The 13,402-nt window shown below is 57.9% G+C and carries 11 protein-coding genes and 1 pseudogene; 2 read left to right on the top strand and 10 right to left on the bottom strand.

From position 1 onward, the window contains the following. The 8 genes from sapF to Q1L34_RS15230 form a co-directional block, all read right to left on the bottom strand. Positions 1-810 carry a peptide ABC transporter ATP-binding protein SapF gene (gene sapF, locus Q1L34_RS15265; protein ID WP_004861112.1) on the bottom strand — a complete coding sequence of 270 codons (810 nt, stop codon included), beginning with the start codon at positions 808-810 and terminating at the stop codon, positions 1-3. A 1-nt stretch (position 811) separates the two neighbouring features. Beyond that, entirely contained in the window at positions 812-1,804 is a 993-nt protein-coding gene (gene sapD, locus Q1L34_RS15260; protein ID WP_004861115.1) for a putrescine export ABC transporter ATP-binding protein SapD, read from the bottom strand. Continuing rightward, on the bottom strand, positions 1,804-2,694 hold the full coding sequence (gene sapC / locus Q1L34_RS15255) for a putrescine export ABC transporter permease SapC (protein ID WP_004861118.1): 891 nt from the start codon (positions 2,692-2,694) through the stop codon (positions 1,804-1,806). The genes sapD and sapC overlap by 1 nt, the downstream gene beginning before the upstream one ends. Next, positions 2,681-3,646: a putrescine export ABC transporter permease SapB gene (gene sapB, locus Q1L34_RS15250; protein ID WP_004861121.1), complete on the bottom strand. Its 966-nt coding sequence runs from the start codon at positions 3,644-3,646 to the stop codon at positions 2,681-2,683. The genes sapC and sapB overlap by 14 nt, the downstream gene beginning before the upstream one ends. Further along, complete coding sequence (gene sapA / locus Q1L34_RS15245) at positions 3,643-5,286, bottom strand: ABC transporter substrate-binding protein SapA (RefSeq protein WP_004861123.1); 1,644 nt, start codon at positions 5,284-5,286, stop codon at positions 3,643-3,645. The genes sapB and sapA overlap by 4 nt, the downstream gene beginning before the upstream one ends. Before the next feature lie 399 nt (positions 5,287-5,685). After that, positions 5,686-5,970: a hypothetical protein gene (locus Q1L34_RS15240; protein WP_004861126.1), complete on the bottom strand. Its 285-nt coding sequence runs from the start codon at positions 5,968-5,970 to the stop codon at positions 5,686-5,688. Positions 5,971-6,144: 174 nt separating this feature from the next. Continuing rightward, positions 6,145-6,459 carry a PTS sugar transporter subunit IIB gene (locus Q1L34_RS15235; protein ID WP_004861127.1) on the bottom strand — a complete coding sequence of 105 codons (315 nt, stop codon included), beginning with the start codon at positions 6,457-6,459 and terminating at the stop codon, positions 6,145-6,147. 161 nt (positions 6,460-6,620) lie between these two features. Further along, positions 6,621-7,511, bottom strand: coding sequence for an SDR family oxidoreductase (locus Q1L34_RS15230; RefSeq protein WP_032724698.1), 891 nt, complete (start codon positions 7,509-7,511; stop codon positions 6,621-6,623). A 97-nt stretch (positions 7,512-7,608) separates the two neighbouring features. On the opposite strand from Q1L34_RS15230, the gene Q1L34_RS15225 reads away from it, so the two are divergent. Continuing rightward, the gene (locus Q1L34_RS15225) at positions 7,609-8,472 is read left to right on the top strand and encodes a helix-turn-helix transcriptional regulator (RefSeq protein ID WP_004861134.1); all 864 of its coding nucleotides are present in this window, start codon (positions 7,609-7,611) and stop codon (positions 8,470-8,472) included. On the opposite strand, the gene Q1L34_RS15220 is transcribed toward Q1L34_RS15225, so the two are convergent. Beyond that, positions 8,453-10,759, bottom strand: a complete 2,307-nt coding sequence (locus Q1L34_RS15220; RefSeq protein WP_004861138.1) for a helix-turn-helix domain-containing protein — start codon at positions 10,757-10,759, stop codon at positions 8,453-8,455. The genes Q1L34_RS15225 and Q1L34_RS15220 overlap by 20 nt on opposite strands. Before the next feature lie 172 nt (positions 10,760-10,931). On the opposite strand from Q1L34_RS15220, the gene Q1L34_RS15215 reads away from it, so the two are divergent. Then, positions 10,932-12,101: a M20 aminoacylase family protein gene (locus Q1L34_RS15215; protein ID WP_004861141.1), complete on the top strand. Its 1,170-nt coding sequence runs from the start codon at positions 10,932-10,934 to the stop codon at positions 12,099-12,101. On the opposite strand, the pseudogene Q1L34_RS15210 reads toward Q1L34_RS15215, so the two are convergent. Continuing rightward, positions 12,098-13,315 (bottom strand): annotated as a pseudogene (locus Q1L34_RS15210) (RNA-guided endonuclease InsQ/TnpB family protein). The gene Q1L34_RS15215 and the pseudogene Q1L34_RS15210 sit on opposite strands and share 4 nt — an antisense overlap. Positions 13,316-13,402: the final 87 nt, after the last annotated feature.

The following is a 13,402-nucleotide window of genomic DNA, read 5'->3' as shown; positions in this document are numbered from 1 at the left end:
TTATTTACCGTCTTTGCGCCAGGCATCGGCGGTCAGCGCCTCGCCAAAGTGGCCGGCAATCAGACGTCGGGTGAGGTCGTGCAGCGGTGACGCCAGCACATCGGCAGTACTGCCGCGCTCGACGACCTCGCCCTGATGCATCACCAGAACCTGGTCGCTGATATGCTTCATCATCCCCAGATGCTGGGTCACGTAGATATACGAAATCCCCTGTTTCTCCTGTAACTCCAGCATCAGGTTGATCAGCTGCGAACGCATCGACATATCCAGCGACGCCAGGGCTTCATCACAGATGATCACTTTCGGACGCAGAATCAGCGCGCGCGCGAGGCCCAGACGCTGCTTCTGGCCGGGAGCCAGCATATGTGGATAGTAGCTCACGTGGTCCGGCAGCAGGCCGACCATTCGCAGCGTCTCAATAATCTGCTTCTCCCGCGCCTCCGGTTCGAGGTCGGTATTCAGGCGCAGCGGGAAGTCGAGGATCTGCGAAATACGCTGCCGCGGGTTCAGCGAGGTCGACGGGTCCTGAAAGATCATGCGGATACGCTGACTGCGGAAAGAGTAGTCGCCAAACGTCAGCGGATGATCGTCAATCAACAGCTCGCCGGATGTCGGTTCGATCATGCCCGCCAGCATTTTCGCCAGGGTCGATTTTCCTGAACCGTTCTCGCCGATAATCGCCAGCGTCTGGCGCTCGCGCAGCGTAAAACTGAGCGGTTTCACCGCTTCCACCATCTGACGACGAAACCAGCCGGTACGGTAGCGAAAGGTCTTACTCAGATTACGGACTTCGAGCAATGTTTCGACCATTTCACTCTTTCTCCATGTTTAGCGGGAAATGACAGGCGTACAGATGCGTTCTGGCTCCGGTCAGGCGCGGCGTTTCAATGCATTCACGCTGCGCGTAGGGGCACCGCGGTCCAAGACGGCAGCCGATCGGCAGCTGCTCGAGCAGAGGGATGGCTCCCGGCAGCGTATTCAGGCGGCTTTTATGCGGGAGCGCGCTGCCAAAATCCGGGATCGCGCGGATTAATGCCTGGGTATACGGATGATGAGGCGTTGTCACCAGCTCTTCGCTGGGCGCCGTTTCTACCGTTTGTCCGCAGTACATGACATTGATTTTATCCGCCCATTTGCTGAGCATCTGCATATCGTGGCTGATCAGCAAAATGGTGGTGTTATTGTTCTGATTCAGACGCGTAAGCAGGCGGATGATTTGCGCCTGGGTTGTCGGTTCCATGGCGTTGGTCGGCTCATCGGCGATCAGCAGACGCGGCTGGTTGGCGAGGGCGATGGCAATCATCACCTTCTGACACTCCCCGTCGGTTAATTCGTAGGGAAAACTGCGCATGGCGTCTTTGTGATCTTTAATCCCGACACGATGCAGCAGTTCGATGGCCCGGCGTTTTCGCCAGCCGATACGCTGCCACCAGCGGCCTTTAAAGGTCCAGCCGGGGATATTCTGCATTAACTGCAGGCCGATACGCTCCGACGGATCGAGACAGGACTGTGGCTCCTGAAAAATCATCGACACGTTGTGGCCAATCAGCTTGCGGCGTTCGCGGCTGGAAAGGCGTAAGAGATCGATATCATCGAAACGCATACGGTCGGCGGTGACCCGCCAGTTGTCTTTGGTGACGCCACAGATCGCTTTGGCAATTAAACTTTTACCGGAGCCGGATTCGCCCACCAGGCCGCGAATCTCACCTTCCGCAAGGGTCAGGCTGACGCGGTCGACGGCTTTGACCCAGCCCTCGTTGGTTTTGAACTCAATGGTCAGGTTGCGAATATCAAGTAACGGCATTATTCCACCCCGGCGATAATGGCGCGGCGGATCCCGTCGCCCAGCAGGTTGACCAACAGGACGCTAATCATAATCGCCGCACCGGGCAGCATTACCGTCCATGGCGCGACGTAAATCAGCTCCAGCGCGTCGCCCAGCATCGCCCCCCATTCCGGGGAGGGAAGCTGGGCGCCGAGGTCGAGAAAGCCCAGGGCAGCGATATCGAGAATCGCCATGGATAATGCGCGGGTGATCTCCGTGACCAGCCCGGAGGCGATATTCGGCAGCACCGCAAACCAGAGAATATTTAATGTCGACGCGCCGTCGAGACGGGCGGCGATGACGTACTCTTTTTCCAGCTCATCATGCACCATGCTGTAGACCGAACGCACGATACGCGGCAGCAGCGCCAGCCAGACGGCGAACATCGCGTGGCTCAGATGCGGCCCGGCAAAAGCCACGACAATAATGGCCAGCAGCAGCGACGGAATCGACAGCAGGGTATCGAGGATATGGTTCAACATCGCCGACAGCAGGCCATGGGTTGAGCCGGCGACGACGCCGAGCACCAGGCCAAACAGCGTCGCCGCGAAGGTGACGACAAAAGCGCCGCCGACGGTCGGCGCCGCGCCGCTCAGCAGACGGCTCAATACATCGCGACCGAGATCGTCGGTCCCGAGGAAGAACGACACTTCGCCATAGCGCGACCATGACGGCGGTAACAGCTGGTAGCCAAGAAACTGCTGATCGATACCATAAGGGGCAAACCAGCCGCCGAAGACGCACAGCAGCACCAGACCCGCGCAGCCGTACAGGCCGATCATCGCAGTCGTGTCGCCGTAGAATTTTCGCCAGACGGTACGCAGCGCCCCGGGCGGACGCTTTTCCAGATACACACTATCGTAGGGCATACCATTCCTTATGTTTCAGCGGGTTAGCCATCGCACCCAGAATATCTGATATCACGTTGACGGTAATCACCAGTGCGCCAATGACCATCACGCCGGCCGAAATGGCGGCGTAATCCTGCTGGCGAATCGCGTTTATCAACCAGCGACCGAGCCCCGGCCAGCTGAACACCATTTCAGTGATCATCGCCAGGGTCAGCATGGTTGAAAACTGCAGCCCAAGACGTGGGATCACCGGCGGCAGAGCGTTGTGCAGCACGTGGCGGTGTAAAATCGTACGTCGCGACACGCCGCGGGTAGCCGCCGCCTTCACGTAGTTGGTGTCATACACTTCGCTGGTGCTGATGCGCATCAGGCGGATCACTTCGGTGGTGGGGGCGACCGCCAGCGTCAGTACCGGCAGCACCATATGGCGAACGGCGCTGACGATCATCTCATGGCGCCACGGCGAATCGGACAGCCAGGCGTCAATCAGCGCAAAACCGGTAACCGTTTTCACTTCGTACAGCAGGTCGAAGCGCCCGGAGACCGGGAACCAGCCGAGGGTCAGAGAGAAAAAGAGCGTCAGCAGCAGCGCCAGCCAGAACACGGGAATCGAGAAGCCAAGCAGCGCGAGGGCGCTGATCAGCGTATCGGGCCACTTGTTGCGCATAATCCCCGCCAGCATACCGACGGGGATACCCACCAGCAGCGCGAAGCCAAACGCGAGGATACACAGCTCCATGGTGGCAGGGAAAACCTCTTTCAGCTGTTCGGAAATCAGCTGACCGTTAATGCTGGAGACCCCGAAGTCCCAGTGCAACAGCCCGCTGAACCAAAACTGCCAGGCGTTCCACAGCGACGCGCCCTGCAGCGGGGCGTGGGGGGTAAAATAGCTCAGGCTGAAGCCGACGAAGGTCAGGAAAAAGAGGGTGACCAGCAGCAGCAGCAGGCGGCGCAGGGTAAAAATAATCATGGTTTTTTCACCTCGTCTTTTTTCTCCCGCGAGACGCCCGCAAAGGAAGCGTTGCCAAACGGACTCAGTATCAGACCTTTCATATCATAGCGGTAGGCCTGCAGACGCAGCGATGACGCCAGCGGCAGCACCGGCAGGTCGCGGGCCAGGATATGTTGCGCCTCTTTATAGGCTTCAATGCGCGACGCCAGCTGCTGCGAGCGCAGGGCCTTTTGCAATACCTCGTCAAATTCGCGATTGCACCAGTGGGCGAAGTTGGTCTGTGAGGCAATGGCCGCACAGCTCAGCAGCGGGCGGAAAAAACTATCCGGGTCGTTGCTGTCCGTGGCCCAACCGGAGAGCGTCAGATCGTGGTTCATGTCCATCAGCCTGGCCTCCTGGAAACGGCCTTCGACCGGCACAATAATCACCTTCACGCCAATTTGCGCCATGTCCGCCTGAATCAGCTCGGCGGTTTTCAGCGGGCTGGGGTTCCAGGCCTGTGAGCTGGTGGGCACCCAGAGCTTGAGCGTCAGCTTTTCCAGCCCCAGCGCTTTGAGCCGCTCGCGCGCTTCTTTCGGATTGTATTCGGTAATTTTAGCGTCGTTATCGTAGGCCCACGAGGCGCGCGGCAACATCGACGCGGCGGTTTCCGCCGTACCGTAATAAATAGACTGCATCAGGCGTTGGTTGTTGATAGCCAGCGCCAGCGCATGGCGAACTTCCGGTTTATCCAGCGGCGGCCGGGCGGTATTGAACGCCAGCCAGGCGATATTCATTCCCGGGCGTAGCGTCAGACGCAGACGGGGATCGTCGCGTAAAATGGTCAACTGGCTGGCGGCAGGCCAGGCCAGAACGTCGCACTCCCCGGTGAGCAGTTTCGACAAGCGGCCGGTACCGCCGGAACCGAGGTCGACCACCACCTGCGGCATCAGCGGTTTGCCGCGCCAGTAATCCGGATGGCGCTGCAGGCGCACGTATTGCCCGGCGCGGTACTCTTCCAGCTGGAACGGACCGGTACCGACCGGTTGACGGTCAAGCTGTTCCGGACGATCGGCTTTGGTCAACTGCGCGCCGTATTCCGCAGACATGACCGACGCATAGTGGGTGGCCAGGTGCCAGAGGAACGAGGCATCCGGGCGCTTCAGGCGAAATTCGACGGTTTGGTTGTCCAGCTTACGCACGCTTTCGACGCTGTCGGCGAACTGTAAGCTGTCGAAATAGGGGAAGCTGCTGCCGTTGACGCTGTGCCACGGATCGTCGCGGTTAAAAATACGACTGAAGGTGAAAATCACATCGTCAGCGTTAAAGGCGCGGGTGGGTTTAAACCAGGATGTCGACTGGAAAGGGACGTGGCTACGCAGATGGAAGCGGTAAGTCGCGCCGTTATCCAGGACTTCCCAGCTTTCGGCCAGCTCAGGGACCAGACGGTAGGTATAGGGATCGACATCCAGCAGGCGATCGTACAGCTGGGCGGCTAACGTGTCGACAATCAGACCGCTGCTGACTTTCTGCGGGTTAAAGGTATTAACCTGACCGCTGACGCAGTAAACAAAGCCGCTATCGCGAATATCGGCATTCGCAGGCAGCGTGGGCGCGGCAACAGCCTGCCCGCACAGCAGCGATGCTACCGCCAGGAGAGAAGATATTTTCAGGCGCATAATGTTTTTATGATGATAGAGCTGTGCTCTATCTTATTAATATTGAATGACATATTCCATCACCTTCAACGCTCACAGGGACAATATCACGACGGCTGCGCCGCCGTGCTGTTCCGCAGGTTCGAATGCATACCACACCGCTACTTCGAGTATACCTCGTAAAACCACCAGGCGTTTTTATCCTCCATCTCCCTGAATAAACGGACAAAGCGTACGAGAGCACGGGTTGCGCCGATCGTGATGCTGCAAAGGGAGCTGTGGATTGATATTCATCAAAAACCTGAGGGTATGGTGCTCTTTTAGGCGCTTCTCAGCATATTCATGCGGTGTATGGCGGATAATGAAACATGGTATCTTTTTATTGCCACTTTCTCCAGTTAGCTGTTAATTCACCGACGCTTACAGCGGAAGTAAGCGGTTATATCGACCGATATAATCCTTTGGCGTGATTTCGATCGCCATCCCACCCCGATGGGTGGCAACAAAGCTGCGCAGAACCAGTCCGCTGCACTTCTCGCTAATTTCCCAGCCCTGTTCGCTGTAGGAATCCAGGGTTGAACGGATACATAAATCGGAGAAGATCATCATTACGGAGAGGGCGGGCGAACGATGGTTTTTCATCGTGTGGGTCAGGCTGACATGGGCCGCATAGCGACTAAGAGTATGAATATTAACCGGAATCATGTGCGTTTTCAGTCCATTGAACGATGATGCGCAGACTATAATTCACATTGGCACATCTTACCAGTTACAAATAATTAACTCGGAGGGCGGGAGCGCCGGGGGTCATTCAATACCGACGATGCGGGATAATGCGGGCCGGCCGTCTGCGACTTACCCGCATTGCTTCATACTCTGTCAAGTGAGCGATTGCGACAGATTGGCCAGCGCAAATTTAAGCACGCTGTCGCCGTTGAATGCGGCGTAGGGCAGGCTCTCAATAACCGCAATCTCCTGTTGGTCTTGCAGCACGTTAGCGATCTCATCCCTTTTATATTGAATATGCGGCGCCACTAATACAGCGTTGTAGGCCGGGGCAACGCTAAACACATTCTCCAGGCCTACGGCGCTAATTAACAGATTCAGACCCTGCGCATCCGCTATTTTTTGCATTTTCTTCGCTAAGATGTTCGCTGTCTCGCCGGACAGGCAACATATCAGTAATTTTTTCACGGTTTTATCCTCGATGGAGTACCGCAACTACCTTATTCCGCTCCCGGCGGAGAAAATGCGTGGCCCATCAATTTTGTCTGACAAATTTATTCGGGCGGCGAGATAAAAGGGCCGCCGGCTCAGCGCGCGCTAAGCATACGGCCGCCGTTTTAGTGACATTGTCACTTATCGTGATTCAGGCGACGCAGATCGTCCAGCAGGCCCGGGCCGGTGGGCCGCCAGTTCAGCTGCTGACGGGTCCAGACCGAGGTTGCGCGTAAATCCATGCCGGCGAAGGCGGCAAACCAGCCAAAGTGGGCTGCCGCGCGATCGGCGCTCAGGGACTGCAGCGGCAGGTGCAGTTTCTCCGCCACCGCCTCGGCGATGCGCAGAGAGGGGATCGCCTCTTCATCAACGGCATGATAGCGCCTGCCGGCCAGACCTTGTTCCAGTACCCGCAGATACAGCGCGGCAACATCGCTGATGTGGGCGGCCGACCAGCAGTTATTCCCCTCGCCGACCACGGCCACGACCCCTTTTTCTGCCGCCTGCGCGATGTAATAGGTCAATAAGCCCTGGCGGGTGGTGTCATGCACCTGAGGCAGTCGCACCACCCGGACATCAACCCCGGCATCCAGCAGCCGGTTTCCCGCACGCTCTGAGGCGACGCGCGGGTTCGGGTGCCCGGGGTTGAAGTGCATTTCACTGGCGGGTAGTCCGTTACCGATGTCACCCATGGCGGTACCGGAGGTGATGATGAGCGGCCGCCGGCTGCCTTTCAACGCCGCGCCGATGGCGAGAATAACGCGGTGGTCTTTTTCGCAGTTTTCCACAAAGCGGCTGAAATCATGATCGAAAGCGGTGTGGATCACCGCATCGCAGCGGGCGACCGCCGCCAGCAGCGAGTCCGGATCTTCCAGGGTTCCGTACTGCACTTCTGCGCCTGCCGTCTGCAGCGCGAGGGCGCTGGCTTCTGAACGCGCCAGGCCGGTGACCTGGTGCCCGGCGGCCAGCAGGTCGCTGAGAATACGTGAGCCGATAAATCCGCTCGCGCCGGTGAGAAAAATTCGCATAACCTGCCTCCAGAATGAGTATCCAGGCTATGGTAGTCTTAACGCGATACGATAAAAGTAGAGACATTATCAGGGTATAAAGACTAACAGGCTGAGTATGAGCGACTCTTCAACGTATGCATTGGGTGAATTTCTGCGGGCGCGGCGTTTACGGCTCGATCCGGCAACATTTGGCTTCACGCCAGGCCGTCGGCGCACGCCCGGGCTCCGGCGCGAAGAGGTTGCTCAGCTGGCAAATATCAGCCCCACCTGGTACACCTGGCTGGAACAGGGGCGCGGCGGAGCGCCATCCCGGGAAGTGCTGGGCCGTATTGCCGGTGGATTAAGGCTGACAACGCCGGAGCGTGAACACCTGTTTATTCTGGCATTTGGCCATCCGCCGGAAACCCGGCTGATTGTCTCCGACGACATTACCCCGCGTTTACAGCGGGTGCTGGATGCCTTCCCCGTTCCGGCGATCGTCAAAACCGTCGCCTGGGACGTGATTGCGTGGAATGATGCCGCCGCCCGTGTCCTGACCGACTACGGCCGGCTGGCGCCCGCCGAACGTAATATTCTCCGTCGCCTGTTTACCCACCGCTCTGCGCGCAGCGCGCTGGAAGACTGGTCGTCCGTTGCCCGCCTTATCGTCAGCGCCTTTCGTGCCGATGTTGCCCGGGTAGGCGCATCGCCGGAAAACGAACGGCTCATCGCCGAACTCTGCCGTCAGAGCCCGGAATTTGACACCTTCTGGCGCAGCAATGATGTGGCCGGGCAGGGCGAAGGCTTTAAGCGCATGCATCATCCGCAGCTTGGTATGATTGAGCTGGAGTTTTCCACCTTTACCGTTGATGGCCGCCCGGACCTCACCATGATGGTATTTAACCCGGCAACCGAGGAGAGCCGGGTGAAAATCCATGATTGGGTAAAACAGGGAACGCCGTTATCTGATGGTGGAGAGGTTAGTCACTTACCGGGGTAAATTCGTAGAGAACCAGGGCGTTGCTTTCCAGCGAGTCGACGACATGCCAGCCGTTTTCCTGCCGCTCTTCTGAGACGCTCAGCGCCGGGCGGGCTTTGTGCATTATCCAGTGATAATCCTCTTCGTCCGGCCCGCTCTGGCTGCGGAAGGCGTCAAAAAGCGGGAATAACGCCCCGTGATGGCGATCGAAGAGATGCTGTTTAACCCGCCAGCGGCCCTCCAGCCCCAATAGCTGTACGCTATAGGGCTGGCTGAAGCGTTGGATAAAAGCCTCTTCGCTGGAGAGCCAGGGATTGAACACCACCGTATTACGTAACAGCAGCTGGTAATGTTCCCCGTGGCGTAACAGCAGCAGATTTTTGTCATTCACCAGCACCTCCCCACGCAGGCGGCGCCACAGCCACAGCACCCAGTAAACCGGACGCGGGAGGCCGTGCAGATAGTGCAGCGCCAGGCTCGAGGTATCCAGCTTGCCGTTCGCCCGCGCTTCGCCCTGCAGGCCTGAGTTGAGCCAGAACCCGGCCAGCCACACCTGATCCGCCAGCCCCAGCAGGTTATCCATCAACAGCGCGCCGCGAAAGAAACGGCCGTTGGTGTCGCGGGTGTTGCCGGTCAACGTATTCCAGGAGAGCAGCCAGACGGGAAGCGACAGCTGGCGCTGGCGCAGGGCGCTATGGATCTGGCGCAGTTTATGTACCGGATAGTTTTCGCTGGCGGCCAGCCTGCTGCTATCGAGCTGGGCCAGATCCAGCAGTTCGTTCGCATCGGCCTGACAGGCGAGAAAACTGGCTTCGGTCAACAGCGGCGAACGGAGCAGAGTGTCTTCAGCAATGGCGCTCTCCGGGAAGCGATGCCAGATCCCCAGCTGCGACTGCGGCACTATCGCCCGCAGCGTGTCGCGCTGCTGTTGCCAGGCGTGCTGGCGCGCCTCTTCGCTGGCCTGCGGTGACCAGTGCCAGACAAATCGCCAGCTGGCAAGCGTCGCCGGAGGGAAGTGATTCGCGGCGAGGCGTAAAAAACGCTGTAGCAGATCGCAGCGGGTGGTCAGCCCGGTATGCAAAATCAGCCCCCAGCCCATGTTGGCCAGCCAGCTGAAAATTTGCTGCAGCTGGTACCAGCAGGCATAGCCTGCCATCTGCGGGTCATCCCAGCCGGTGGCGAACAGTCTGCTGCTGAGAAACGGGTCGTGAATATCAATCGCATAGACCGGCAGGGTATCGTGCAGCCGCTCCAGCTCGCGGCGGACATCTTCGCGTAATAAATCGTCCAGTTCGCGCACGGTGACCACGATTCGGGTATGGCGTAATGGCGTGGCCCGGCCCGGTAGCTGACGCAGATCAATCTGGCGGGTCTGCTGCGGATTCAGCCGCGGCGGAGGATTATCCCAGCCGTTTTTCTCCGGCTCATTCAGCCGGGCATAGAGGCGCTCCACGGCTACCGGCTGCCAGATATCGGCCTGGCCTATCCGTGAACGGACGGATTCCTGGTGGCTCTGCGGATGCTGCTGGCGAAACTGACGCGGCGTCAGTTCATGCAGCCGTTTAAACAGGTCGCTCATGATGCGGGTGCTGGCGAACCCCTGCTCCTGGGCAATCTGCTGCACCGACTTGCGGGTGGTGAGGAGCTGTTCCGCCGCCTTGTTGAGACGCAGAGCGGTAATGTACTGCACAAAGCTTACGCCGACCTCCTTGCGAAACAGCCTGGATAGCCAGGCTTCGGAGACAAATTCGGCCGCGGCGACATCGTGTAGCGAAAGCCGCTGCTGATAGTTGGCCTCGATCCGCGCCACCACCCGGGCAATGCGGCGGCTCCACTTCTCCGCTCCGCGCTGTGTCCTGGCGATGACGGGCCGGGTGTAGCGAGTAGCCAGCAGCAGGGCAATTTCACTGAGCCAGCGATTGGCTTCCAGGCGGTAGCGGGACTGGTGATTCACCAGTTCAATGACCAACAGCTGGCGCATCAGATGGCGCAGGTTATCATCGGCATCGCGGGTGGCGTCGGTGACCTGGTAGTCAACGGCGAAAAAATCACCGTCAAGACGCGTCAGCCAGCCATAAGGCAGGGTCAACAGCATCACCGCATTGGCGGCGGCGGCGGTCAGGCTCCAGCGCTGATGACGGTTCACTATCGCCAGGTCGTCAGTATCCAGCTGCTGACGGAGATCGCCGTCATGCAGCCCGACGCGGCCTTCCAGCACCCACAGCAACGTTAAGGCATCGCTATCCTGTTGACTGTACTGACGAACATCGCGAACCACGACGCTAAAATCGCCTGAATGGTGTTCCACCGTAACGTCCCCTCAAAGACAAAAAATAACAGGTTATTTTTTGTCATAACCGATTTGTATGAAAAGCACTCATGAATAATCCGTCAATATAAAACAAAAAACAGCGCATCGTAGACTTTTTAACCGCATAAACTCGGAAGTGTCGCGCAAACCCAATGAAGGAATAACAAAAATGACACATCCACTTATTGAGGCCTTACAGGTTAATGAAGCGCAGTTTATCGCCCTGCGTCGCCGTTTTCATCAGCAGCCGGAGATCGGCTTCGAAGAACATCAAACCAGCGATGAAGTGGCACGCCTGCTGACCGAGTGGGGCTATGAGGTGCATCGTGGTCTGGCGGGAACCGGCGTGGTCGGGAGCCTGACCGTCGGCAGCGGTCAGCGTCGCCTCGGCCTGCGCGCCGACATGGACGCGCTGCCGATGCAGGAGGCGAGCGGTAAAGCCTGGGCCAGTCAGGTCGATGGTCGTTTTCACGGCTGCGGTCATGACGGACACACCACCACGCTCCTGTACGCCGCCGAGTATCTGGCGCGTACCCGGCAGTTTAATGGCACGCTACAGCTGATTTTTCAGCCCGCTGAAGAGCTGCTGTACGGCGGGCGGGTTATGGTGGAAGACGGCCTGTTCGATAAATTCCCCTGCGACCTGATCTTTGGTCTGCACAATATGCCGGGGCAGGCGGTGGGTAACATTGGCCTGCGCGACGGCGCCATGATGGCCTCCTCCGATACCCTGCATATTGAGGTCAAGGGAGTGGGCGGGCACGGGGCGGTACCGGAGCATACCGTTGACGCCACGCTGGTTGCCTGTCACATCACGCTGGCGCTGCAATCCATCGTGTCGCGCAATATCACGCCATTTGAACCGGCGGTGGTGACCGTCGGCAGTATTCAGGCGGGACATGCGCCAAACATTATCAACGATAAGGTGCTGATGAAGCTGACGGTCCGCACGCTGAATGAGCAGGTGCGGGAAACGGTCCTGCAGCGCATTCACGATATTGCCGTTGCCCAGGCGGAAAGCTTTAACGCCACGGCCACCTTAACCCACGTCAACGGCAGTCCGGTGCTGAAAAACGATCCCGCCGCGAATCAGATGGTGCGCGAGGTGGCGACGTCGCTGTTTGGCGAAGCGCAGGTCGGGGAGGTGAAACCGTTTATGGGCAGCGAAGATTTTGCCTTTATGCTCGAACATAATCCGAACGGGTGTTATTTCACTATCGGCGCCGGAGATGAAGCCGATCGCTGTATGGTGCATAACCCCGGCTATGATTTTAACGACGAGATCCTGCTCAAGGGCGCGGCGCTGTGGTGCGGCCTGACGGAACATTATCTGCGCTAACGACCCGCGACCGGGAGGACCCTATTTTGACACTCCCCACCCTGAAGGAAGGGGATTCTTGTTTCGCGGAGTCGAACCTGAGCCGCACTAAGCGTTTTAGGATTTACAGACTCTCCACAAGCTAACACTGCCAGTCCGGCAGCTTTTATATTCCGGGCCGCGTTAATGTCACGGTCATGGTCTGCGCCGCATTCAGGGCAGTGCCATTTACGAACATCAAGAGGCATTTTTTGCATGGTGAAACCGCAACAGCTACAGCGTTTTGAGGACGGAAAATACGGGTCAATTGCGACCACGCTACGCCCTGCCCATTCGCCTTTATACCGGAGCTGGCGCACGAATTCGCTCCAGCTCGCGTCTGCTATCGCTTTGGATAGTGACGGGTTGCGGAGCATGTTGTTCACCTTAAGGGATTCGACGCAAACAACCTGGTTATCGTTAATCAGTTTGCGGGTTGCCTTGTGCAAGGCATCCAGTTGGCAGTTGGCAATCGGCAATTTTTTCGTAAAGTCGGGCAACTTTTAAGCGAGCCCTGGCGCGGTTTTTCGACCCTCTGGCCTTTTTGCTTAACCGGCGCTGGAGTAGAGCCAGGCGTGCTGCGTATTTAGCAGTATGGCGGGGATTGCTTTGTTTAAATCCGGTATCGGTGACGAACAAATCTTTTAAACCGACATCAATGCCGACGGTGGAAGCGGCGATCGGCAGTGATACAGGTTCAGACTCGCAAAGGCAGGAGACGAAATATCGTCCGGCGGCATCTTTTGAAATAGTGACGGTAGAGGGTGCAGACGGTAATTCACGGCTCCAGCGCACGTCTAAAGGCGCTTTGCATTTTGCCAGTACAACCTGCCGTCACGGTATTTAAACGCGCTGGCGGTCAGCTCTGCCGTCTGTTTATGGCGTTTGCTCTTAAAGGCAGGATATGCGGTGCGTCCGGCGAAGAAGTTCGAAAACGCCGTTTGTTGGTGGCGCAAGGCTTGCTGTAGTGGCACGCAGGAAACGTCATTCAGCCAGACAAATTCTGGCTCTTTTTTCAGTGCTGTCAGACGGGCACTGGCTTGTGTATAGCCGATTTTCTCCTGGCGTTCGTAGTAGGCATCGGTGCGCCAGCGCAGGATCGAGTTATAGACAAAACGCACGCATCCGAACGTTTGAGCCAGAAGCTCAGCTTGCCCGGGTGTTGGATAAAACCTGTATTTATAGGCGCGTCTCATAGCCTCAGAAAATACGCATAAAAATGTGAAGGATATTGACGATGGTCAAATCAAAAGCAGTCAGGGGGAAACCCAGCTCCTTTCCTC

Origin of the sequence: Klebsiella ornithinolytica (assembly GCF_030505655.1) — a bacterium.
Taxonomy (GTDB): domain Bacteria; phylum Pseudomonadota; class Gammaproteobacteria; order Enterobacterales; family Enterobacteriaceae; genus Klebsiella; species Klebsiella ornithinolytica.
Note: the sequence above shows the minus strand (reverse complement) of the source record. Positions and strands in the feature narration are given on the sequence as shown.

Excerpts from the sequence above, each read along its gene's own strand:
- sapF (WP_004861112.1), bottom strand. The coding sequence starts at position 810 with ATGGTCGAAACATTGCTCGAAGTCCGTAATCTGAGTAAGACCTTTCGC.
- sapD (WP_004861115.1), bottom strand. The coding sequence starts at position 1,804 with ATGCCGTTACTTGATATTCGCAACCTGACCATTGAGTTCAAAACCAAC.
- sapC (WP_004861118.1), bottom strand. The coding sequence starts at position 2,694 with ATGCCCTACGATAGTGTGTATCTGGAAAAGCGTCCGCCCGGGGCGCTG.
- sapB (WP_004861121.1), bottom strand. The coding sequence starts at position 3,646 with ATGATTATTTTTACCCTGCGCCGCCTGCTGCTGCTGCTGGTCACCCTC.
- sapA (WP_004861123.1), bottom strand. The coding sequence starts at position 5,286 with ATGCGCCTGAAAATATCTTCTCTCCTGGCGGTAGCATCGCTGCTGTGC.
- Q1L34_RS15240 (WP_004861126.1), bottom strand. The coding sequence starts at position 5,970 with ATGATTCCGGTTAATATTCATACTCTTAGTCGCTATGCGGCCCATGTC.
- Q1L34_RS15230 (WP_032724698.1), bottom strand. The coding sequence starts at position 7,511 with ATGCGAATTTTTCTCACCGGCGCGAGCGGATTTATCGGCTCACGTATT.
- Q1L34_RS15225 (WP_004861134.1), top strand. The coding sequence starts at position 7,609 with ATGAGCGACTCTTCAACGTATGCATTGGGTGAATTTCTGCGGGCGCGG.
- Q1L34_RS15215 (WP_004861141.1), top strand. The coding sequence starts at position 10,932 with ATGACACATCCACTTATTGAGGCCTTACAGGTTAATGAAGCGCAGTTT.